The following is a 20,143-nucleotide window of genomic DNA, read 5'->3' as shown; positions in this document are numbered from 1 at the left end:
GTGGGGCCCGCCCCGGTTCTGGAGCGACGAAGCGAAGGAGCGCAGCGACTGAGCGCAGGAGTGAAGAACCGGGGTTAATAGGGCCCCACCCCGCGGCGCCGGAGGCGACGCCATAAACACCGCCCCACCCCGCGGCGCCGGAGGCGGCGCCATAAACACCGCCCCACCCCGCGCCGCCGGAGGCGGCGCCATGACTCAGCCCAGTGCGTGGTCGAGGTCGCCCAGGAGGTCTTCGATGTCTTCGAGGCCGACCGAGAGGCGGACGACTCCGTCCGACAGTCCGATGCTCGCGCGGCCCTCGGGGCCCATGGCTCGGTGGGTGGTGGTGGCCGGATGGGTGATGAGGCTTTTCGCGTCGCCGAGGTTGTTGGAGATATCGACGATCCGCAGGCCGTTGAGTACTTCGAAGGCTCGTTTCTTCGCGTGGTCGGCGGCGGCCTTCAGTTCGAAGGTCACCACGGTGCCGCCGCCGCTCATCTGTTCGGCCGCCAGGGCGTACTGGGGGTGCGATTCCAGGAGCGGGTAGCGAACCCAGCTCACGGCCGGGTGTTCGTCGAGGTACTGCGCGATCCGCAGCGCCGAATCGGTGGACTGCCGGACCCGCAGCGGCATCGTTTCCAGGCCTTTGAGCAATGTCCAAGCGTTGAACGGGCTCAGTGCGGGGCCGGTATGGCGCATGAGCGTTTTCACCGGGCCTTCGATGTAGTCCGCGGTGCCGAGGATGGCGCCGCCGAGTACCCGGCCCTGGCCGTCGATGTGTTTGGTGCCCGAATAGACCACTACGTCGGCGCCGAGTTCGAATCCACGCTGCAGCAGGGGGGTGGCGAAGACATTGTCCAGTACGACCTGGGCGCCCGCGGCGTGGGCCAGTTCGCAGACCTTGCGTACGTCGACCAGGGTCTGCATCGGGTTGGCCGGGGTTTCGAAGAACACCGCGGTGGTCGGTTCGGCGAGGGCGGCTTCCCACTGGTCGAGGTCTTCACCGTCGACGAAAACCGTCTCCACGCCCCAGCGGGGCAGGATCTCGTTGCACACCACGAAACAGGACCCGAACAGGCTGCGGGCGGCTACCAGCCGATCGCCTGCCTTCAGTAGCGCGCCGAGTGCGACGAAGACCGCGGCCATACCGCTGGCGGTCGCGAAACAGGCTTCGGCGTTGTCGAGCAGCCGCATCCGTTCCTGGAAGGTGGTCACGGTGGGGTTGCCGTAGCGGGAGTACACATAGTGCGGGTTGTCGCCGGTGAAGGCGGCTTCGGCGGCTTCGGCGCTGGCGTAGACGAACCCGGAGTTCAGGTAGAGGGCCTCGGAGGTTTCGTCGAATCCCGATCGGGTCAGGCCGCCGCGGACGCCCAGTGTCGCCGGTCCGACTCCTTCGGGTAGCGGACGTTCGAACGAGCCGCCGCTGATCACGACTGCCGCCAGGGGAGTCCGTCGGCTCGCCAGCCGGCGCCGCCGCGGTGTCCGAGTGCGTCGAGCGGTCCCTCGAATCCCTCACTGATGTTGTAGGCGGGAGCGATACCGGCCGCTGTGGCGGCGTCGGCCGCGTGGGCCGAGCGCTGACCGGAGCGACAGAGGAAGAGCACGGGTGCGTCGGCGGGGCGGTCGGCCAGCGCGCTACGCAGCTGGTCGACGAATTCGGTATTGCGGGCTCCGGTGCCGTCGACCCACTCGACGAGCAGGGTGGGTTTGGCGATCGGGCTGGTGTCGGGTACCCCGACGAACTTCCACTCGGCTTCGGTCCGCACATCCACCAGGACTGCGTCCGGATGTTCGGTCAGCAGCTCCCATGCCTGCTGCGGGCCGATATCCCCTGCGTAACTCATACGTGGCACCTCCTGCGAATCCGCACTTGCCGCATCCGATCGATGCGCGCCAGGTCGTCACCCGGAGCACCCCACCGCGGAGGAGGGTTGCCGACCAGCGAGCCGGGGCTTGGCACTGGTACTCATGACCTAAGGAATGAGATTGCCCGGCCCGGCCCGGCCGTGTCAAACCCCGGTTGACGTGCCCGGTGGAATCATTCGACCGGCTGGTTGCACACCAGCCAGTCGTCGTCGGTGTGGAACAGCCACCAGGTCGCGGTCTTCTCGTCGCCCTCGACCCGGCTGGTCACTTCGACGGTCGCCGTATCGCCGTTGACCTGGACGGGGCCGAATCTCGTGATCTCGATGTCCTTCCCGGTCTCGCCGGGCTTCAGTTGTCCGGCCAGCGGTGAGCGCGCGGGTACGAAACCGGGACAGACCGCTTCGCGGGGCGGGGCCACCCCGTAGCGGCTGTTCGCCTCGGCGAATTCGCGGACCGCTCCGTTGATCCGGTCGGAATCTGTGACATTTTTCTCAGCGGGCGACACCAGGCCGGCGATCAGCACGCCGGCCAGGACCAGTGCCGCGACCGCCGCGGCCACGATGAACGGGGTGATCGAGCGCGGTCGTTCCTCGTCGCCGGATTCGGTGGCCGGCTGCTCCTCGGCTCCTCCGTTGTCGGTCATACCGACGATCATCCCTGGTCCCCGGATCGGTCTGTGCCCACACCCCGATAGAATCGCGGGTGAGGTGGGTGCCGCAGTACAGCGCTACCCGCACAGACGTGGGAAGACGAACGGTGAACAGCCGCCCGCGGACGGCGCGATGTAGGTGCATACGAGCCGCGCGTCAAGTTAGCCTAAGCTAACAACAACGCCAGTGATTCTTTCGACCGATAAGGGTGCGCGTAACAGATGACCGAGCAGAAGGAAGCGAACCGCCCGCTTCGGATCGCGATCGTCGGGGCCGGGCCGGCCGGTATCTATGCCGCTGACGCGTTGATGAAATCCGATGCAGACGTCTCGATCGATCTGTTCGAGCGGATGCCCGCCCCGTTCGGACTGATCCGCTACGGCGTGGCTCCGGACCATCCACGGATCAAGGGAATCGTCACCGCGCTGCACAAGGTGCTGGACAAGGAGCAGGTGCGCCTGCTCGGCAATATCGACTACGGCACCGATATCACCCTGTCCGATCTCCGCCGTTTCTACGACGCGGTGATCTTCTCCACCGGTGCCAACGCCGACCGGGCACTGCCGATCCCGGGGATCGACCTGGACGGCTCCTACGGCGCGGCCGATTTCGTGTCCTGGTACGACGGCCACCCTGACGTTCCGCGCACCTGGCCGCTGGACGCGGAGAAGGTCGCGGTCCTCGGTGTCGGCAATGTCGCGCTCGATGTGGCGCGGGTGCTGGCCAAAACCGGTGACGAGCTGCTGCCGACCGAGATCCCGCCGAACGTGTACGAGGGCCTGAAGGGCAACAAGGCCGTCGAGGTGCACGTATTCGGCCGCCGCGGTCCGGCGCAGGCCAAGTTCACTCCGCTGGAACTGCGCGAACTCGACCATTCCCCGACGATCGAGGTCATCGTCGATCCGGAGGACATCGACTACGACGAGGGCTCCGAGGCCGCGCGCCGCCACTCCAAACAGGTCGATATGGTGGCCAACACCCTCGAACAGTGGGCCATTCGCGATCAGGGCGACCGCCCGCACAAGTTGTTCCTGCACTTCTTCGAATCCCCCTCCGAGATCCTCGGCGAGGACGGCAAGGTCGTGGGTCTGCGGACCGAGCGCACCCAGCTCGACGGCACCGGCAATGTCAAGGGCAGCGGCACCTTCAAGGAATGGGATGTGCAGGCGATCTACCGCGCCGTCGGTTACCTGTCACAGAACATCTCCGAACTGCCCTTCGACGACCAGGCCGGCGTCATCCCGAACGAGGCCGGCCGGGTCCTGGTCGACGAGAACGCCGACGGTGCCGCCCGCTACCTGCCCGGCACCTATGTGACCGGCTGGATCAAGCGCGGTCCGGTCGGGCTCATCGGCCACACCAAGGGCGACGCGAACGAAACGGTCGCCTGCCTCGTCGACGACAGCAAGAACTTCGCCGCGGCGGAGAGCCCGGAGCCCGAAGCCGTGCTCGAATTCCTGGAGGGCCGGGGTATCCCGTTCACCACCTGGGCCGGCTGGTACCGGCTCGACGCGCACGAGCGGTCGCTGGGCGAGCCCGAGGGCCGCGAGCGGGTCAAGGTCGTCGAGCGCGAGGATATGCTGCGCGCCAGCGAACCCCACAAGGTCTAATCCGTGGTCCGCTCCTCCCGTTCCACCGCCGGGAGGAGCGGATACCCCGACATCTCAGGCATGCTGTAGCAGTGTTCGACGCCCATGTGCACATCATCGATCCGCGTTTTCCGCTGATCGAGAACGAAGGCTATCTACCGGAGCCCTATACCATCGCCGACTACCGGCGACGGATGGCTCGGTTCCGGCCTTCCGGTGGCGCGGTGGTGAGCGCATCGTTCCAGGGCAACGACCAGAGCTATCTGCGGGCCGCCCTGGCCGAACTGGGCCCCGGCTGGGTGGGGGTGACCCGTCTCGATCTGGACGCCTCGGATTCGGAGATCCTGGACCTGCACGAGGCCGGAGTGCGCGCGGTCCGGTTCAACCTCAAACGCGCGGCCGCCGATATCACGACCATGACCCGGCAGGCCCTGCGCGCCCACGAGTTGGCGGGCTGGCATGTGGAGATCTATGTGGACGGCCAGATGCTGGCCTCGCTGCAACCGGTGATCCTGAAACTGCCGAAGGTTTCCATCGACCACCTCGGCATGTCCGCGGAGGGGCTGTCGTATCTGCTGAATCTGGTCGATCGCGGGGCGCGGGTGAAGGCGACCGGTTTCGGCCGGGTCGATATGAATATCGCTACGGCGCTGCGCCGGATCCACGCGGTCAATCCGGAGGCGCTGATGTTCGGCAGCGATCTACCCGGTTCCCGCGCCGGCCGGCCGTTCCGGGAATCGGATGTGGAATTGATCTGCGATGTGGTGGGCACGGATATGAACGCGGTCCTCGAGGACAATGCCCGCGCGTTCTACGGATTGCCCGCGGTGGATCGAACCATCGAGGATCCGACTCCGACACTGCCGCTGATCGTTCCGCCCCGGGACGACCGGCCCCCGGTACACGACGGCACCACCCGGCCGCTACCCATCGTCCAGAAGCGGCCCGGACGCAGCTGACAGCAGTGCTTGCGCTGTGGCCGGCGAACTTTCGTGCTCTGAACTGGTGTGCCCGAGTACGCCGCATTAATCTCGTTCCGATGAGCAGCGGTTGGCGATCGGCATTCGGTCACCTCTCCGCCCGGCTCGAAGGGGCGATCGATCGGACCGCCCGGATTCTGCATCGCGATATCTCCGGCCACGCCGCCCACCCCTCGAATTCGGCGATCGGCGCATTCTCCGACGAAGACAGAATGGCCGCCGATCTGCTCCGCGGGAGAATGGCCGGGGGCCGAACGATCGATGTGTGTGATCGAGCTGGTGTGGCGTCGGTGCTGGACGTTCGGAGACCCTTGGTCGAGGTGATCGAGGGGCGGGCGAAGAAGCTTTTCGGGCATACGGCGAGTATCGCCCGGTACGATACTCGCGGTGGTGGCCGGATCTGGTACAGCGCCCAGCACCACTCGAAGGATCCGGGGCATGTTCAATATCCTTTGATCCGGCGGGTTTTCGAGGCTTTCGTGAACGAGCCGAACGGCCGTCGGCGGATTGCGCTCAACGAACAGAATGCTTTTTCCGACGACGCGGTGCGTGGACTGGATCTGGACGACGCCGTCCGGCAGCGCGGTGACCATCTACATATCCGGGCACTTGCAGCTCACCACGGGATCCGTGGTGAGCTGGGGGATATCGAAATCGCGGAGTTCCTGACCACGGTCGATCCCGGACGGGAACGGCTGCATCATCTGTGGTATTTCCTGAACAACGTGAAGCATATGCACAACCAGGAACCGCCCCCGTCGGGTGAGAAGATCATCGACCACCTACGGAAATGGACGTCCGAGCACGATGCCGATCTCCGGGCCACCGGAACATGGCCCAATGCCGACGGGCCACAGCGATTGACCTTCGACGATCTGGCTTCGTGGTACGAGGAGTACCTGGGTGAACCTTTCGACCCGACGAAGAATATCCGCGATATGCTCAATCCGAATCTGATGGATACGTCCAATCCGGTGAACGAGATCCTCCGCTATCGGAACAACGAGCGAGACGTCAGGATAATGGATAGTATCGACGGCTGGAGCCGACAGGGATATGACGTATTCGTCGGGCAGGGGGCCAGCCATTACGCCATTCAGAAGGAATTCTTGCAGCAGCGGTACGGTGAGCCGCTGATATACCGTCCCGGACAGGCGAGTGGAAACCTGCTGATGGATGCGAGCACCTCGTCCGCCGAGATCCGGCAGAGCGTGTCCGCGACGCGGGACCGGATGGCTCGAGCGGAGAACCCGATCGACGAAGTGCTGCTGTCCGAGGAGTTGCGGGTACTCGAATACGAACTGGCGCAGCGGCCCTGACGTGTCCGCGGTTCAGGCCGCGATCGCGCCGATCACCCAAACTCCACTCGCGAGCAGCGCGCCCAGTAGCTCCACCAGAATCGAGAGTCCCACTCCTTTTATCGCGTGTTTGCTCGATACCCAGGCCTGTCGGTTGTCGGGAAGACGCTGGAGTTCGGAGAGGTAGACGCCGACAACGAAACCCACGAACAGGCCGACCACGGGGATTACGAAGAAGCCGACGATACCGGCGATACCGCCCAGGAGCAGCGTCCGGTTCGGCACACCCGCCTCCTTCAATTTCCGGCCCGGCCAGGTGTATTTCACGACCCCCGAGATGACCAGCAGAACGGTACCGACGGCGAGTACCGTCCACGCGGTGGTACCGCCGGTGACGAACGCCCAGACGGCGATCGCTCCGAAGATCAGGATCACCCCCGGCAGAATCGGCACCACGATACCGACCAGGCCGACCAGGATCACCAGGCCGACAACGATTTCTCCCCATACGCTCACAGCACCAAAGTAGCCGGGATCCGCGGCCGGTGGGATGGCGGAAATCCGCGTCCGGCGGCGTGGGCCGCCGAACGCCGCGAGTACCTATACCGGGCGGGGCAGGCCGAGGGTGCGCGCGGTCAGGTCCAGGACTCCGTCCCGATGGCGCCGGGCGGCAACCATATCGGTGATCTCGGGGCGCATGCTCGCGAAGATCGCGAGAGTCAGGAACTCGCTGTCGGTATCGGGTGCGGCCTGTGCGATCAGGTCGGTGAGGAGAGCACGCCAGGGCGCCCACGTATCGGAATGGCAGCCGTCGGGCAGCGCCCGCATCAGTGGGGCCAACTCGATGGCGGTGAGGTCGAAGACCGCCGCGACGACGGCAAGGATCCGATCGTTCACGGGCAGTGCGGAATCCGCCGCGAGAGCGCGGACGGTGTCCCAGGTCCGGCTGGTCCGGTCTTCGACCAGGGCTCGGATGAGACCCTCGCGGTCGCTGAACCTGCGGAACAGGGTGCCCTTGCCGACTCCGGTGGCCGCCGCGATGTCGTCCATGGAGACGCCCTCACGTTTCTCGTCGCAGATCAGGCGTCCGGCGACGGACAGGATCGCGGCGCGATTGCGTTCGGCGTCGGCACGCATCCGGACTCCTCCTGTTGACAAAAGCGGACTGTTGGTCCGTATGATACAGGCGACTAAACGGACTACTGGTCCGTATCGAGGAGGTGGAGTGCTGTGCGTGCAGTTCGATATCACGAGTACGGAGCGCCGGAGGTGCTGCGTGTCGAAGAGGTCGAGGATCCGGTGCCGGGGGAGGGCGAACTGCTCGTCCGGGCCACGGCCACCGGAGTCAACTATTTCGAGGTGCAGGTGCGCGCCGGGGTCCTGCCCGACCCCCTCGGCTCGCCGTTACCGCATATTCCGGGTATCGAAGTGGCCGGCACAGTGATCGCCGTCGGTCCCGGCGTCGACGGTCGCCGCATCGGTGAACGTGTGATCGGGAATGTCGCCTCCGGCAGTTACGCCGAGCTGGTCGTGATTCCCGCGGCGGCTGCTGCCCCGCTGGACGAGCGGCTCGGCGAACACCGAGCGCTGGCACTGCTCGGGCAGGGGGCGACGGCGGTCGGGGTCCTCGAAGCCGCCGGAATCGGGCCCGGGGATACGGTTCTGGTGGAGGCGGCCGGCGGTGGTATCGGAACTCTGCTGGTGCAGCTCGCCGGACGCGCCGGGGCCCGGGTGGTGGCCGCCGCGAGCGGAGAGGCCAAGCGCCGCCTGGCCGCCGACCTGGGCGCCGACACAACTGTGGACTACTCGCGACCAGGCTGGACCGACGAGGTGGGTCCGGTATCGGTGGTTCTCGAAACAGTCGGCGGGCAGATCGCCCGCGAGGCCTACGGCCTGCTCACCGCGCCCGGCGCCCGGATGGTCGTCTTCGGTACCGCGAGTGGGGAACCGGTGGAGATCGGCTCGCAGCAGCTGCTTCCGGTCGGTGCCACGCTGATCCCGTTCAGTCTCGGCTACCGCCCGCAACGATGGCCGGAACTGATCCGTCGCGCCGAGGAATTGACGGTGCGCGGCGAACTCGCTCCTGTTATCGGCGCCGTCCTCCCGCTGGCCGAGGCCGCGACGGCGCACCGTGCCTTCGAGGCCCGCACCGCGCTCGGTAAGACGATCCTCACCCTCTGAGCCGGCCGGCCCCCACGCGGCGAACTCACCTTGTTTCCGGGGCTTTCCGAACTGCTCATATATCGAGGAGTCGCCGGAACCGATCGCCCGCATCACCGGGATCGCGACCCGGCCGCACCGCATCACCGGGAGCACGTTTCCGGAAGCCCGGCCGGAGCGGGAGGGTCCATGATGAGCCGACCAGTAGAGGAATATGGAGGTAGCGATGCGGCCGGTGGTTCTGATCGTGGCGGTGGTCCTGTTCGCGGCAATGGGTCTGTACGCGCTGGCCGTACCGGCGAAACTGACCCAGCCCTTCGGTATCTCGGTCACCACCGCGGCCGGGCGTTCCGAGGTGCGCGCGGTGTACGGCGGATTCGGGCTGGCGGTGGCCGGTGCCCTCGGCTGGGCCGTCGCGGGGACCGGCGAACTACGACGCGGCGTGGTACTGGCGGTAGCTGTCGCGCTCGGCGGGATGGCGGCCGGGCGGGCGATCTCGCGGCTACTCGACAGCTCGGTCCCGTTCTATCCCATCTGGTTCTACTTCTGGGTGGAGGTGATCGCGGCCGCCGCGCTGTTCGCGGTCGCCTGAGATCGCGGATGCGGATACGGCGCACCGGCCGGCCCCGGCGAGTACTGCGTGCCGATCCCGGGAGCGGAATCGGTCCGGTTCCGGTCTCAATTCTGGCGGGGCAGGAGTTCGGTGACGAAACGATCCAGGAAGCCGTCCAGCGGTTTGCCGCTCGCCGGGACCACGACGAACTTGCTGAGTCCGGCTTCGAGGTAGCCGTCTATCAGCCGGTGCAACTCCGGCCAGCTGCCCGCGACGAGTTCGGCCGGGTCGGTTCCGGGACGCTGAAGCGCGATCCTCGCGAAGAGCTCGGCCGGGATACCGTCCTCCGCCAGCAGCAGGGTGATTCCGAAGTGATCGGCTTCGATCTCCCGCCCGGCCGCCGCGGCCTCGGTGTTTATCGCCGCGACCCCGGCGGCCGCTTCGGCCGGGGTCAGGAAGCTGCCCAGCCAGCCGTCACCGTACCGGCCGATGCGCCGGAACGCGGCGGGTGCGCGCCCGCCGAGCCAGATGTCCAGGGGGCGGGCCGGGCGGCTACCCACCCGCGCGCCGCGCACGGTGAAATAGTCGCCTTCGAAATCCACACCGTCGGCACGGAGCACGGCGCGCAGTAATCGCAGGGATTCGTCGAATACGTCGCCGCGCCGACCGGCCACCGGGAACAGTTCGCGTTCCCGCGGGGTGGCGGGTTGCAATCCGAATACCGGCAGCACTCGTTCGGGGGCGAGGGCCGCCAGTGACGCCAGTTGTTCGGCGACCAGGACGGGATGGCGGCCGGGCAGGATGGCCACGGATGTCCCGACCTTCAAACGCGTGGTGCGTGACAGCGCGAACGCCATTCCGACGGTGGGGTCCACCGCCGGTGCGTAGATCAGTTCGGAGAACCACAGGGAATCGATACCCGCGCCTTCCAGCCGGTCCACGAGATCCGGCAGATTCGCCGGATCGCTGTTGGAGCCCGTACCGATGCCGAATCGAACTTTCATCTCGCCACTCCTGGTCTGGACGAACTGCCCGTACTGCGACCCTACGGAACTCCGGCGGGCCCCGGCGTTCGGCGACGAGTCGCCCGGCCCGTTCGCTCCGAGGATTCCCGCCGCGCGGCGATATCGGGTTGTGGATCCGCGGTGGCGACGGCTCTCTCGTCCGGTTACCGCCGAGGTTGTGCGCCCAATGGCGGCCGGAGCCATCGCTCGGGGCCCGGAATTCGTTACATATCCGGCCCATCCAATTGGTAATCGGTGTCGAATACAAGTTGGGTGTCTCATAGCTACAAGCCATAACTGCTGCTAGGGCGTTTCGTTTGGTCTCGTCTGCCGGCTGTCGGGGGCTTGGGTGAGAGCGCAACCGTAAGAGTCCGGGCGTCTGTCCGGGCGGACAACGAAACCATAGAAACGAGGATTGAAATGGGACTGCTCGGTGGTCTGCTGGAACTCGTGGGTAGCGTCGTCACGAACCTCGCCGCGGTTGTCGGCGTGCTCCTCTGATCAGATCGCCCCGCCGCCGGATGTGCTCGTAGACACTGCACCCGACGAGCATTTCCGTTCAGGCGATTTCGATATCGCCGGATGCCCGCCTCGGCCGTTCGCTGCGCGGCGACGGCCCGGGCGGGCATTCCGGTGTAGCAATCCTTTTTGCGCCGAGTGTTCCGGGCGCATTCGTATTCGCCGTGAGGAGTTCAAGTGCTTCTGAGTGTTGTCGGGCAGCTCGTCGGCACGGTGCTCGATCTCGTGATCGCGCTGCTCGTTCCGTAGCCGGCTCGCGCTGGGCCGATTGCCGAACGACGCCGTCGGGAGCCGCGTCGTTCCGATGAATCCGGAGGTCTGGATGAGCCGCGCCCGCACGGTGTTCGAACGGATGGTCTGCGCGTTCGCCGCGGCGCTGACCGCCTCCGTCGGCACGCTCGCGATCGGCCCGGCCGCGATCGCCCGGGCCCAGGACGGCGTCGAGGTGGCGCTGGCGGAGGCCGGAGGTTGCCCCGGCCTTTTCGTGCTCGGCGTGCAGGGCACCGGCCAGTCCACCCCGAACTCCCCGGTCGCGGCGGATGCCGGCCTGCTGTCGCTGGTGCTGGGCCCGTTGGCCGAGATGCTGAGCGGGCCGGCGGTAGGTCGCGCCTACGTCCCCTATCTGGCCGGTTTCGGTGGTGCGTTGCCCGGTGCCACCTCGGCACCGTATTCCGTCTCGGCGGGTGCGGGATTGGAACGGCTGCGCGATATGGCGGCCGAAGTCACCGGGCACTGCCCACGTTCCCAGCTGGGCGTGATCGGTTATTCACAGGGTGCGCACGTTGTTTCGATGTTCGCCCGCGAGGTCGGAGCCGGCCGGGGCTCCGTCCCGGCCGACCGGGTCGCGGCGGTGGCACTGCTGGCCGACCCCACCCGTGCGCCCGGGGCCGCGGTGTTCCCCGGACAGCCGGGGAGTGGCCGCCCGCAACCGGCCCCCGGCACCACGGGTGCGGAACTGGACGCCTTGCCGGAATTTCCGCAACACCCCGCGCCGGGTGGTGGAATCGGTCCGCTGCGCGATATCGCTCCGGATTTCGGGGAACTCACTGGCCGGGTCGCCTCGTTGTGCCTGCCCGGGGACCTCGCCTGCGATGCGCCCACCGATGCCCCGCTGCTGCATATGGTGGTGAACATCCTGGGCCAGGCCGAGCTCATCCCGTCGGATCCGGTGGCCGCGCTGGAGTCGATCGGTGACGGTTTCTCCTCGACCCTCGCACGCACCGCGACAGCGGTCGTCACCCATGATCTCCGCGGATACTCGCTGGGTACCCTGTCGCTGACGCCGGAGAAGCCGCTGGGTGTCCGGCTGGCCGAGGCCGCGGATCCGCGATCGGGGAGCGAACCCCAGGCGCGCGAGGCGCTGCTGAAACTGGGTACCAGCGCGCTCAACACGGTGCTGGCGATCATCGGTATCGCGCTCGAACCCGCCGAGGTCGCCGGAATCGCTACCGCGCCCGACCCGCTGACCGGTCTCGAACGTGCCACCGACGCGCTCATCGACGCTGTCCGCCGTCCGCTGCCACGCCGCACCGTGTTCAACCTGGTCAGCAAGACCTTCAACGCGCTGGGGCAATTGAGCGCCGAGAACGGAGAACTCCTCGACCCCGCGCTGTGGCTGCGGTACGCGGATACCGTGCGCAAACACGGCGACTACTTCCACGCGGGTTTCACCGCGGACGGCCGGCCCGCGGCCGACCTGGTGCTGAAGTGGTTCACCGCGGTCGCCGGAGATCTGGCCACCGATCGCGTACCGGAACCGTCCCCGGCACAGTCGGTTCCGTCCGCGCCCGGTGAACCGGCCCCCGCACCCTCTTCGCGGCCCACACTGCCGCCGCTCCCGCCTGTCGCCGAGCCCGATATCCGCAATGTCGCGGTGGGCGGAGCGGATTCGCCGCAGACACGAGCGGTGGCCGATACCGCATCGCAACGGCACCTGTACGACCTCGCTCCGTATCTGCTGGGTCTGGTGTTGACGGCGGCGGTCTCGATCGGCGCGTGCAGTGCTTTCGGTATCGCGCATCGGGTGCGTGGTCTCCGTTTGCCGGCGCCGGACCGTGCCCGCCGGTACGCCGGCCGGGTCGCCGGATTCGCCCACCGGGTCCGGGACCGAGCCGCGGGGGGTCACCCCCGTGCCCGGGAACGCCGGCCGTGGCTCGGCTCTCGCGGTGGGTCACGCGGCGGTCGCCGCTGACTGCGCGCCTCCCCGTACTATTCGGTCGCGGACCGGCCGGTTGCGGCAGCGCGGCGGTGTGGCCAGCGATTGTCGGCCTGCGCCGCGGCGATGGCCGCGTAACCGGGTTCGCGCATCCGGCCCGCCGCGATCAGGGCTTCGGCCTTGCCCCGATTGATCTCCGACCACGGGCTCTTCGGCGTCCGGGGCGAATAGCGCTGCAGGTAGTGGGTGGTGTCGAAGGCGCGGCGATGGCTGTCTATCCAGCCGTAGCAGAGCGCGACGTCGAGAGCCTCGGTGATGGTGATCGTGGGGACGGGGGCGTTCTTCTTGGCGATCTTCAGCCAGATCTCCGAAGCGCGGTCGTGGTGGGCGGACAGCCAGGCCGCATAGTCCGCGGCGGTATCGAAAGTTACGGAGGTGTACTCGACGGTGGACATATGCGGACCTCTTCCGGCTCGTCTGTGCTGGTCTGCCTCGATCCTCCGGCAATAAGTGCGCACCGAATGAGCACTTATTTCCGGGCGTCGCCGTAGCGTCCGACCAATTCCGCGCCCAGGGCGGCGAGCTCTTCGCGCACCGCGTCCGGTGCCACGACCTCTACGGTCGCGCCCCAGCCCGCGAGCTGTTCGGCGATCGAGCGTGCGGTGTGCGCGGTGAACCGGACCCGGACCCGGCCGTCGGGTTCGGGTCCGAGGATTTCGCAATGCCGGCCGTGCCGGTCGCGCAGGACCGGGAGCAGGCGTGCACCGATCAGGACGACGGCGGAGGTGGTCGCGCGGCGCTGCTCCATTTCCGCGACGACTTCGGACCAGACGGCGGACAGGTCCAGATCGGCGGGGCGGTGTGCTTCCTCGTCGGTGGGGTCGGCGCGCAGGATGCGGTCCACGCGGAAGACGCGGCGGCCGTGTTCGGTGCCGGCCACCAAGTACCAGATGGCGTCCTTGTCCACCAGGCCCCACGGATCGACCACGCGGTCGGTCGCCGATCCGGCTCGGCCCGGGTAGCGCAGGGCGACCCGGTGGCGCCGTACGACCGCCTGCTGTAACTGCCGCACCGTTTCGGGGAGTTCGCGTTCGGTGCGGCCCCAGCCGGCCGGATCGATCACCACCGCCTCGGCGGCGGCCGCGGCCTCCCCGCGAAAGGTCGCCGGCAGGGCACGCAGCAGTTTGCGCAGTGCCGAGCGCGCTTCCGGCACCGCACCGGTGGAAGGGCCGGTGAGCAGGAACAACGCGCGTGCCTCGCCCGCCGTCAATCCGCTCAGATCGGTCCGGGCACCGCCGACGAGCTGCCAGCCGCCGCCGCGCCCGGGCTGTGGATACACCGGGACACCGGCGGTGGAGAGCGCCTCCAGATCGCGGCGCGCGGTCGCCACCGATACCTCGAGTTCGGCGGCGATCTCGGCGGCGGTGACTCGGCCGCGGGTCTGCATCAACAGCAGGGTGGCCACCAGACGATCTGCTCGCATGGCCCGATTCTGCCCCGGAAAGTGCTCAGAAGTTGAACACTTTACCCCGCGATGATGGTTCCACCAGCTCGAAACCACGACCGAGGAGAACGACCATGCTGCGCGGAATGACCACTGTGAATTTCTACGCCGACGATCTGGCGGCGGCCAAGGACTGGTACACGGAGTTCCTCGGGACCGCGCCCTACTTCGAGGTACCCGGGTACTACGAGTTCCGGGTCGGCGATTACGAGCACGAATTCGGTCTGATCGACGGTGCCCACCGGCCGGAGCGTGGCGAACCGGAACCGGGCGGTGCGATCCTGTACTGGCATGTCGATGATCTGGCGGCCACCTACGACCGGCTGCTCGAACTCGGCGCCACCGCATACGAGCCGATCACCACCCGGGGGCCCGGTTTCGTCACCGGTTCGGTGGTCGATCCGTTCGGGAACGTGCTCGGCATCATGAGCAACGTCCACTACGTGGAGGTCCTGGGCCGGAAATGAGGTCCGCGTACGCCGCGGGCCGGTCAGAACAGTGTCGGCTCGCCGAAACCGGGCGTGCGTTCGATCGCCAGCAGCTTCGATTTCGTGCCGATTCCGCCCGGTGCCGAGAAACCGTGTAGCGAATGGTCGGCCGCCAGGACGCGGTGGCAGGGCACGATCAGCGGGATCGGGTTGCTGCCGAGCGCCTGGCCGACGGCCTGCGCCGCTCCGGCGGCGGCGCAGCGTCGGGCGACCTCGCCGTAGCTGAGGGTGTGACCGGGATCGATGGCGCGGGTGACGGTGTACACCGTCCGGTGGAACTCGGGCAGTCCGGTGAGGTCGAGCGGTATCCCGCGCAGGTCGTCGAGATCGCCGTCGAGGTGGGCCCGGATACGGGCTATCGCTTCGGCGCGCGGGCCGTCGGCCGGAACGGGGATCGCGCGGGCGTCCGCACCGGTGGCCCGGGCGAAGGTGGTGCCGGGATCGTGACCGGGCAGCTGGAAGCGGACCACGGTGTCCGCGCGCCACGCGATGGCGCAGCGGCCGATCGCGGTATCGAAATCCGTCGCGTCGAGGGGTGCGACCGCACTGTCCGGCATATCGACAGTCTGCTCGCGGCCACCGACGGCCGCCCGTCCGGACGCCGATCGCACCGGCCCCGTGACTCGGAGCCGTTGTTGTCATACTGTCAATATGCCCGGCAGGGCAGACACTGGATCGACGACGAACCGAGGTAGGGCGTGAGTACACCATCCACCGCCACCAAGCAGGGCCCGCTCGCGGGCATTCGCGTGATCGAACTGGCCGGGATCGGGCCCGGGCCGCATGCCGCGTTGCTGCTGGCCGATCTCGGTGCCGATGTGGTGCGCGTCCAGCGCGCCGGTCAGCTGCCCGGCGGGGCCGATCGGCCGCAGCTGCGCGGCCGCACCGTCGTGGAGGCGAATCTCAAGGATCCGGCGGATATCGAGAAGGTGCTCGCCCTGGTGGCGAAGGCCGATGTCTTCATCGAGGGCTTCCGCCCCGGCGTCACCGAACGGATGGGGCTCGGTCCCGACGATCTGTTCGAACGCAACCCGGGTCTGGTGTACGGCCGGATGACCGGCTGGGGTCAGGAAGGTCCGCTGTCCGACCGCGCCGGGCACGACATCAACTACATCAGCCTCACCGGCGTCCTGCACGCTATCGGCCGCAAGGGCGAACGGCCGGTGCCTCCGCTGAACATGGTCGGTGATTTCGGCGGCGGTTCCATGTTCCTGGTGTTCGGCATCCTGGCCGCTCTCGTGGAACGGCAGAACTCCGGAAAAGGCCAGGTCATCGATGCCGCGATGGTCGACGGGACGCTCGCGCTGTCGAATATGATCTGGGCCTTCCGCGGTACCGGCGCCTGGTCCTCGGAGCGCGGGACGAACCTGCTCGACACCGGTATGTCGTTCTACGACACCTACGAGACCTCCGACGGCAAGTACATGGCGGTCGGCGCCATCGAACCCCAGTTCTACGCCCAGCTGCTGGCCGGTCTGGAGATCGATCCCGAGGGGCTGCCGTTCCAGATGGACCCGGCCGGGCAGGACACGCTGAAGAAGCTGTTCACCGAGAAGTTCCGCAGCAAGACCCGCGACGAATGGGCCGCGATCTTCACCGGCACCGACGCCTGTGTGAGCCCGGTACTCACCTTCGACGAGGCGGGCGCGAACGAACATATCGCCGCGCGCGGTTCACTCATCGAAATCGACAATGTCACCCAGCACGCGCCGGCGCCGCGCTTCTCCCGCACCCCCAACGGTGTGCCCACCCCGCCGCCCACCGAGGCGACCCCGATCGAATCGGTCTGGACGGACTGAGACGAGAAACGGCATACGAGTTCATCGGTGACGGCTCGCGATCTGCTACCGGCCCTGCCGGTGGCAGATCGTGTGGCCGACCGGTGGTCGAGCCCGGGCAGTGCCATTCCGCTTCACCGCCATCGCGAAATGTATTCTGATACAATGCTTTCCGCATTCGGGCCGTAGGCCGACCGATCGGCCTTCTGGATACTGGGAGTCAGGAATGGGAATCGCGGGATCCGGGCCGCCCTGCGGCGATCGTCGTGAGCAAATTCCTGAATACTTCCGATCGAATTTTCAAGCCAGCGTGTACATTTGTGAAACATCGCGTCGCTCCTGTCCATGGTGAACTCGGTTCAGAGGGCTCTTCTGACAGTTCTCGGGAAGACGAAGGACAACGTTGCGTTGGGTGCGGAATTCCGGCGAAAATTTATGGAAGCCAATGCGGACGCCATTGAAAGAGGCGTCCAGCTGAAATTGGATGCGGAAGCAAGGGGTACCACGGCCTTCGCGGATGTGGTGTCGAGTGAGGAGCGGAAGCAGTTTCGGGTGGGGGTTCGCGCCAACTCCTTTTTCTATGATCCTTCTTCGGTTGCGCGGATCAAGATTCCGAAGGATTTCACAGAAGACGACCACGCCATAATGGCCCACTATCTGGGCGATGGTTTCCGATCGCTGAACCTGCAGCTGAGGGCAGGTAACTACGACGCCGGAAAGTATATGCGAGAAACGCTCTCCAAATTTGATACGTATACTGGAGTGGGATTCCGGGGTGTCGATTTTCCGGATCATATACTCGATATGTATCGAGAGGGTAATATCGTGAGGGATAAGGGGTTCGGCAGTTTCTCGAAATATTTGGAAGGCGCGAAGAGTAGGTCGACGTTGCTCCGAATATTCGCGACGTCGGGCAGGGATATCAGTGAGTACTCCAAATATCGCTTCGAAGCCGAATTCATCCTTCCGGACAGGGTGCCGATGAAAGTCATCTATCGACAGGACCCCACCCCTCATAATCAAATGAGATACATCGATCTCCTGGAAGTATGACCGGCGCCGCTCTGTAGGGATTCGCTACGAGATCCGGGAGCGCGGATACCGTAGCCGGTTGGAATACTACGGCCCAGCGGATCGGTACGTCTGTATCAGAACCAGGTGACGGGCCGGATGTAGTTGGCCAGATCGACCAGTGCGTAACGGTGGCGGCGACCGGGCGCCAGGCGGGCGAGTGTGCGCAGCCCGGACTCGGTGCCGTCGCGCAGCGCGTGTTCGGTGAACGCGACCCCCATGATCGGCTGCCGGGGCGGCCGCGGAATGTTACCGGCCTGCAGCCAGGCCAGCGCGCTGCCCAGGACCATGACTCGCAGTTGGACGGCCCGTCGCTCGTCCGTGGGCAGCGCTTCCACGCGGGCCGCCGCTTGGCGCAGCAGATGTTCCGGCAGTTCGGCCACCGGCGCGCTGGTGAGCAGCAGCAGCACCACGGTCATCCGGGCGGTGGTGTAGTAGCGGGAGGAGCCGGGGACTTCGTCCAACGCGGTGACGGCTTCCGGATGGCGGCCGGCGGCAGTGAGCAGCCGGGCCGAACCGAACGCCGCGCTCACCAAGCCGTGATCGGTGCGCCAGGTCGTGGCGTAGAAATTCTCCGCGTAGTCGCGCCAGGCCCGGGTCTCGTCCGGTTCCCAGTGCTGGAGTACGAGTTCGGCGGTGGCGGCCAGGGCCAGCTTCGGCGCCAGCTCACCCGGCAGCATCCGCAGTACGGCATCGAACGCGGAATAGGCCTTCTCGTAGTCCTTCTCGCGTAACCCGGCGATACCGGTGTACCAGTCGATCCGCCAGTCCCGGCGTCCCGGCTGCGGTATCGCGTCGAGTAATTCGGTGGCTTCGGTGGCGCGGTCCAGGTCCAGCAGGATCCGTGCCTCGGCCAGGCGTAGTTCCCGTTCCAGATTCTCCGGTGCTGCGGCCGGATCCTCGGCGAGTTGTTCGCGCGCCTCGTACAGCGCGGCCAGTGCCTGGTCCGGATCCGATTGCAGGGTGTCGGTCAGCCGGGCGGCCGCCGGATCGGAACGCGATAGCGACGGGATCGGCAGGGCGGCGGCGATATCGGTGGCCGAGAGCAGCGTATCGCGCGCGATACCGTCGGCGTAGGCATCGGTCTGGCCGATCAGTTCCTGAGCGCCGAACGCGCTGCGCTGTTTACCGAAAACTGTGGATCGGTGCGGTCGTTCCACGCCGGTGTCGAGCGCCAGGATCTCCCGCAGCACGCCGGACAACTGGTCGGCCATGGCGCCGGCCGACGGGAACCGGCGATCCGGATCGGAATCACCGGCGCACAGCAGCAACCGGTGGAACGATTCGTAGCGGGCCAGGATCGGTTCGTCCTCCGGCGTGGGCAGACCGTCCCGATAGGCGCCGTGCTCGGTGGGCATGTTCAGGGTGAGGACGGCGAGCGTACGGCCGACGGTGTAGATATCGGAGGCGACGGTCGGACCGGTCCGGGCGATCTCGGGTGCCTGGAAACCGCGCGTTCCGTACAGGTTCCCGTAGGCCTCGAGCGGCGCCACCGCCCCCAGATCGAGCAGTTTGACCTGGTCCTCGGTCACCATGATGTTGTCGGGTTTGAGGTCGTTGTAGGTGAGTCCGGTCGCGTGCAGATAGTCCAGTGCGGGCAGCACTTCCAGGATGTAGGCGATGGCCTGGGCCACCGGGATCCGTTCCGGGCGTTTGTGGTCGTCGAGCATGCTGCGCAGGGAGCGGCCGCCCACGTACTCCATCACGATGAACCCGATCGGTTCCCCACCCGACGGTAGGTGTTCGACGAAATTGTGGATTTTCACGATGCCGGGATGGGCGACCTCGGCCAGGAATTCCCGCTCTGCCACGGCGACCGCCTGCGCCTCGATATCGTCGGCGTGCAGCAGCCCCTTGAGCACCACCCAGCGGTCGCTGACATTGCGGTCGACGGCCAGATAGATCCAGCCCAGCCCGCCGTGCGCGAGACAACCCTGGACCTCGTACTGTCCGGCCACCATATCTCCGGGGGCCAGGGTCGGGCGGAAATCGTAGGGGGCATCGCAATGCGGGCAGATACCGCGGGTGCTCGCCGGACCGCCCGCACTCGACCGGCCGACCGGCTTACCGCAGCGCCAGCAGAACCGCTTGCCCTCCGCGACGACCGGATCGGCCAGTACCGCGGCGACCGGGTCGGCCGCTTCGACGGGCGGTATCTCGACCAGACCCGCGACCAGGGTGCGCACCGTGGGCCGGGAGCGGACGGTGCGGGAACTCCGGCCGGTACGCAGCTGGGAACCGCTGCCGCGCCCCGAACTCCCGGTGGATCCCGAACTCGTCCCGGTACCGGCCGAGGGGACGGCGGCCGCGGTACCCGGGTAGGCGGCCGTACCCGCGACCGCGGCCGTCTGCGTCCCGGCGACCGCGGCGGTCGGGGGACCGGCGTCGTCCCCGGAAGTGTGCCGCTGGTCGCGGGCCCGACCGGCCCCGAGCCGGGTGGCCGCATGCGGTTGCCCGTCCGGCGGCCGCGCGGCGTCGACGGCACGAGTCGGCGGCGGCTCCGGAACATCACCGGAGCCGGACCGGGTATCCGACTCGTCCGTCGACAA

19 protein-coding genes and 1 riboswitch are annotated in these 20,143 nt (G+C 67.1%); of the genes, 9 read left to right on the top strand and 10 right to left on the bottom strand.

What is annotated here, in order from left to right; all coding sequences use genetic code 11:
- Positions 1-195 precede the first annotated feature (195 nt).
- The 3 genes from ACWEWT_RS26430 to ACWEWT_RS26420 all read right to left on the bottom strand — a co-directional run bounded on the left by ACWEWT_RS26430 (position 196) and on the right by ACWEWT_RS26420 (position 2,488).
- Positions 196-1,410, bottom strand: a complete 1,215-nt coding sequence (locus tag ACWEWT_RS26430; RefSeq protein ID WP_452562879.1) for an O-succinylhomoserine sulfhydrylase — start codon at positions 1,408-1,410, stop codon at positions 196-198.
- A complete protein-coding gene (locus ACWEWT_RS26425) occupies positions 1,407-1,823 on the bottom strand; it encodes a rhodanese-like domain-containing protein (protein WP_452562878.1) in 417 nt (138 codons plus the stop codon). Before ACWEWT_RS26425 ends, ACWEWT_RS26430 begins: the two co-directional genes overlap by 4 nt.
- A 17-nt stretch (positions 1,824-1,840) precedes the next feature.
- Positions 1,841-1,953: riboswitch (SAM riboswitch) on the bottom strand.
- Positions 1,954-2,017: 64 nt separating this feature from the next.
- Positions 2,018-2,488: an Rv0361 family membrane protein gene (locus ACWEWT_RS26420; protein WP_452562876.1), complete on the bottom strand. Its 471-nt coding sequence runs from the start codon at positions 2,486-2,488 to the stop codon at positions 2,018-2,020.
- 228 nt (positions 2,489-2,716) lie between these two features.
- On the opposite strand from ACWEWT_RS26420, the gene ACWEWT_RS26415 reads away from it, so the two are divergent.
- From ACWEWT_RS26415 to ACWEWT_RS26405, 3 genes are all read left to right on the top strand, one after another.
- Positions 2,717-4,105 carry an FAD-dependent oxidoreductase gene (locus tag ACWEWT_RS26415; protein ID WP_452562874.1) on the top strand — a complete coding sequence of 463 codons (1,389 nt, stop codon included), beginning with the start codon at positions 2,717-2,719 and terminating at the stop codon, positions 4,103-4,105.
- A 71-nt stretch (positions 4,106-4,176) separates the two neighbouring features.
- Positions 4,177-5,043, top strand: a complete 867-nt coding sequence (locus tag ACWEWT_RS26410; RefSeq protein ID WP_452562872.1) for an amidohydrolase family protein — start codon at positions 4,177-4,179, stop codon at positions 5,041-5,043.
- Between the two features lie 5 nt (positions 5,044-5,048).
- Positions 5,049-6,383, top strand: a complete 1,335-nt coding sequence (locus ACWEWT_RS26405) for a hypothetical protein (protein WP_452562871.1) — start codon at positions 5,049-5,051, stop codon at positions 6,381-6,383.
- A 12-nt stretch (positions 6,384-6,395) separates the two neighbouring features.
- Here the strand turns inward: ACWEWT_RS26405 and ACWEWT_RS26400 are convergent, their stop codons facing one another.
- Together ACWEWT_RS26400 and ACWEWT_RS26395 are read right to left on the bottom strand one after the other, a co-directional pair.
- Positions 6,396-6,878, bottom strand: a complete 483-nt coding sequence (locus ACWEWT_RS26400) for a DUF456 domain-containing protein (protein WP_452562869.1) — start codon at positions 6,876-6,878, stop codon at positions 6,396-6,398.
- A gap of 84 nt (positions 6,879-6,962) precedes the next feature.
- Positions 6,963-7,499, bottom strand: coding sequence for a TetR/AcrR family transcriptional regulator (locus ACWEWT_RS26395; protein ID WP_452562867.1), 537 nt, complete (start codon positions 7,497-7,499; stop codon positions 6,963-6,965).
- Between the two features lie 93 nt (positions 7,500-7,592).
- Here ACWEWT_RS26395 and ACWEWT_RS26390 point away from each other — a divergent pair, with 93 nt between their 5' ends.
- The gene (locus ACWEWT_RS26390) at positions 7,593-8,543 is read left to right on the top strand and encodes a quinone oxidoreductase family protein (RefSeq protein WP_452562865.1); all 951 of its coding nucleotides are present in this window, start codon (positions 7,593-7,595) and stop codon (positions 8,541-8,543) included.
- Between the two features lie 205 nt (positions 8,544-8,748).
- Positions 8,749-9,114, top strand: a complete 366-nt coding sequence (locus ACWEWT_RS26385) for a DUF4345 family protein (protein WP_452562864.1) — start codon at positions 8,749-8,751, stop codon at positions 9,112-9,114.
- 86 nt (positions 9,115-9,200) lie between these two features.
- Here ACWEWT_RS26385 and ACWEWT_RS26380 read toward each other — a convergent pair whose 3' ends face one another.
- The gene (locus tag ACWEWT_RS26380) at positions 9,201-10,079 is read right to left on the bottom strand and encodes a TIGR03854 family LLM class F420-dependent oxidoreductase (RefSeq protein WP_452562862.1); all 879 of its coding nucleotides are present in this window, start codon (positions 10,077-10,079) and stop codon (positions 9,201-9,203) included.
- An 841-nt stretch (positions 10,080-10,920) separates the two neighbouring features.
- On the opposite strand from ACWEWT_RS26380, the gene ACWEWT_RS26375 reads away from it, so the two are divergent.
- Positions 10,921-12,789, top strand: a complete 1,869-nt coding sequence (locus tag ACWEWT_RS26375) for a cutinase family protein (RefSeq protein WP_452562860.1) — start codon at positions 10,921-10,923, stop codon at positions 12,787-12,789.
- A gap of 17 nt (positions 12,790-12,806) precedes the next feature.
- On the opposite strand, the gene ACWEWT_RS26370 is transcribed toward ACWEWT_RS26375, so the two are convergent.
- Positions 12,807-13,208 (bottom strand): YdeI/OmpD-associated family protein, encoded by a 402-nt coding sequence (locus tag ACWEWT_RS26370; RefSeq protein WP_452562858.1) that lies wholly within the window; start codon positions 13,206-13,208, stop codon positions 12,807-12,809.
- A gap of 74 nt (positions 13,209-13,282) precedes the next feature.
- Positions 13,283-14,236 carry a helix-turn-helix transcriptional regulator gene (locus ACWEWT_RS26365; protein ID WP_452562857.1) on the bottom strand — a complete coding sequence of 318 codons (954 nt, stop codon included), beginning with the start codon at positions 14,234-14,236 and terminating at the stop codon, positions 13,283-13,285.
- A 95-nt stretch (positions 14,237-14,331) separates the two neighbouring features.
- On the opposite strand from ACWEWT_RS26365, the gene ACWEWT_RS26360 reads away from it, so the two are divergent.
- Positions 14,332-14,724 carry a VOC family protein gene (locus tag ACWEWT_RS26360; protein WP_452562855.1) on the top strand — a complete coding sequence of 131 codons (393 nt, stop codon included), beginning with the start codon at positions 14,332-14,334 and terminating at the stop codon, positions 14,722-14,724.
- A gap of 23 nt (positions 14,725-14,747) precedes the next feature.
- On the opposite strand, the gene ACWEWT_RS26355 is transcribed toward ACWEWT_RS26360, so the two are convergent.
- Positions 14,748-15,302: a methylated-DNA--[protein]-cysteine S-methyltransferase gene (locus ACWEWT_RS26355; protein WP_452562853.1), complete on the bottom strand. Its 555-nt coding sequence runs from the start codon at positions 15,300-15,302 to the stop codon at positions 14,748-14,750.
- 141 nt (positions 15,303-15,443) lie between these two features.
- Here ACWEWT_RS26355 and ACWEWT_RS26350 point away from each other — a divergent pair, with 141 nt between their 5' ends.
- Together ACWEWT_RS26350 and ACWEWT_RS26345 are read left to right on the top strand one after the other, a co-directional pair.
- Complete coding sequence (locus tag ACWEWT_RS26350; RefSeq protein WP_452562851.1) at positions 15,444-16,544, top strand: CaiB/BaiF CoA transferase family protein; 1,101 nt, start codon at positions 15,444-15,446, stop codon at positions 16,542-16,544.
- Positions 16,545-16,868: 324 nt separating this feature from the next.
- Complete coding sequence (locus tag ACWEWT_RS26345; protein ID WP_452562850.1) at positions 16,869-17,576, top strand: hypothetical protein; 708 nt, start codon at positions 16,869-16,871, stop codon at positions 17,574-17,576.
- A gap of 95 nt (positions 17,577-17,671) precedes the next feature.
- Here the strand turns inward: ACWEWT_RS26345 and ACWEWT_RS26340 are convergent, their stop codons facing one another.
- On the bottom strand, positions 17,672-20,143 hold the full coding sequence (locus tag ACWEWT_RS26340; RefSeq protein WP_452562849.1) for a tetratricopeptide repeat protein: 2,472 nt from the start codon (positions 20,141-20,143) through the stop codon (positions 17,672-17,674).

It is taken from the genome of Nocardia sp. NPDC003963 (assembly GCF_053605105.1).
The sequence above is the reverse complement of the archived record's forward strand: the minus strand, read 5'-3'. Positions and strand labels throughout refer to the sequence as shown.

Excerpts from the sequence above, each read along its gene's own strand:
- ACWEWT_RS26420 (WP_452562876.1), bottom strand. The coding sequence starts at position 2,488 with ATGACCGACAACGGAGGAGCCGAGGAGCAGCCGGCCACCGAATCCGGC.
- ACWEWT_RS26365 (WP_452562857.1), bottom strand. The coding sequence starts at position 14,236 with ATGCGAGCAGATCGTCTGGTGGCCACCCTGCTGTTGATGCAGACCCGC.
- ACWEWT_RS26380 (WP_452562862.1), bottom strand. The coding sequence starts at position 10,079 with ATGAAAGTTCGATTCGGCATCGGTACGGGCTCCAACAGCGATCCGGCG.
- ACWEWT_RS26370 (WP_452562858.1), bottom strand. The coding sequence starts at position 13,208 with ATGTCCACCGTCGAGTACACCTCCGTAACTTTCGATACCGCCGCGGAC.
- ACWEWT_RS26355 (WP_452562853.1), bottom strand. The coding sequence starts at position 15,302 with ATGCCGGACAGTGCGGTCGCACCCCTCGACGCGACGGATTTCGATACC.
- ACWEWT_RS26395 (WP_452562867.1), bottom strand. The coding sequence starts at position 7,499 with ATGCGTGCCGACGCCGAACGCAATCGCGCCGCGATCCTGTCCGTCGCC.
- ACWEWT_RS26385 (WP_452562864.1), top strand. The coding sequence starts at position 8,749 with ATGCGGCCGGTGGTTCTGATCGTGGCGGTGGTCCTGTTCGCGGCAATG.
- ACWEWT_RS26375 (WP_452562860.1), top strand. The coding sequence starts at position 10,921 with ATGAGCCGCGCCCGCACGGTGTTCGAACGGATGGTCTGCGCGTTCGCC.
- ACWEWT_RS26360 (WP_452562855.1), top strand. The coding sequence starts at position 14,332 with ATGCTGCGCGGAATGACCACTGTGAATTTCTACGCCGACGATCTGGCG.
- ACWEWT_RS26425 (WP_452562878.1), bottom strand. The coding sequence starts at position 1,823 with ATGAGTTACGCAGGGGATATCGGCCCGCAGCAGGCATGGGAGCTGCTG.
- ACWEWT_RS26415 (WP_452562874.1), top strand. The coding sequence starts at position 2,717 with ATGACCGAGCAGAAGGAAGCGAACCGCCCGCTTCGGATCGCGATCGTC.
- ACWEWT_RS26345 (WP_452562850.1), top strand. The coding sequence starts at position 16,869 with ATGGTGAACTCGGTTCAGAGGGCTCTTCTGACAGTTCTCGGGAAGACG.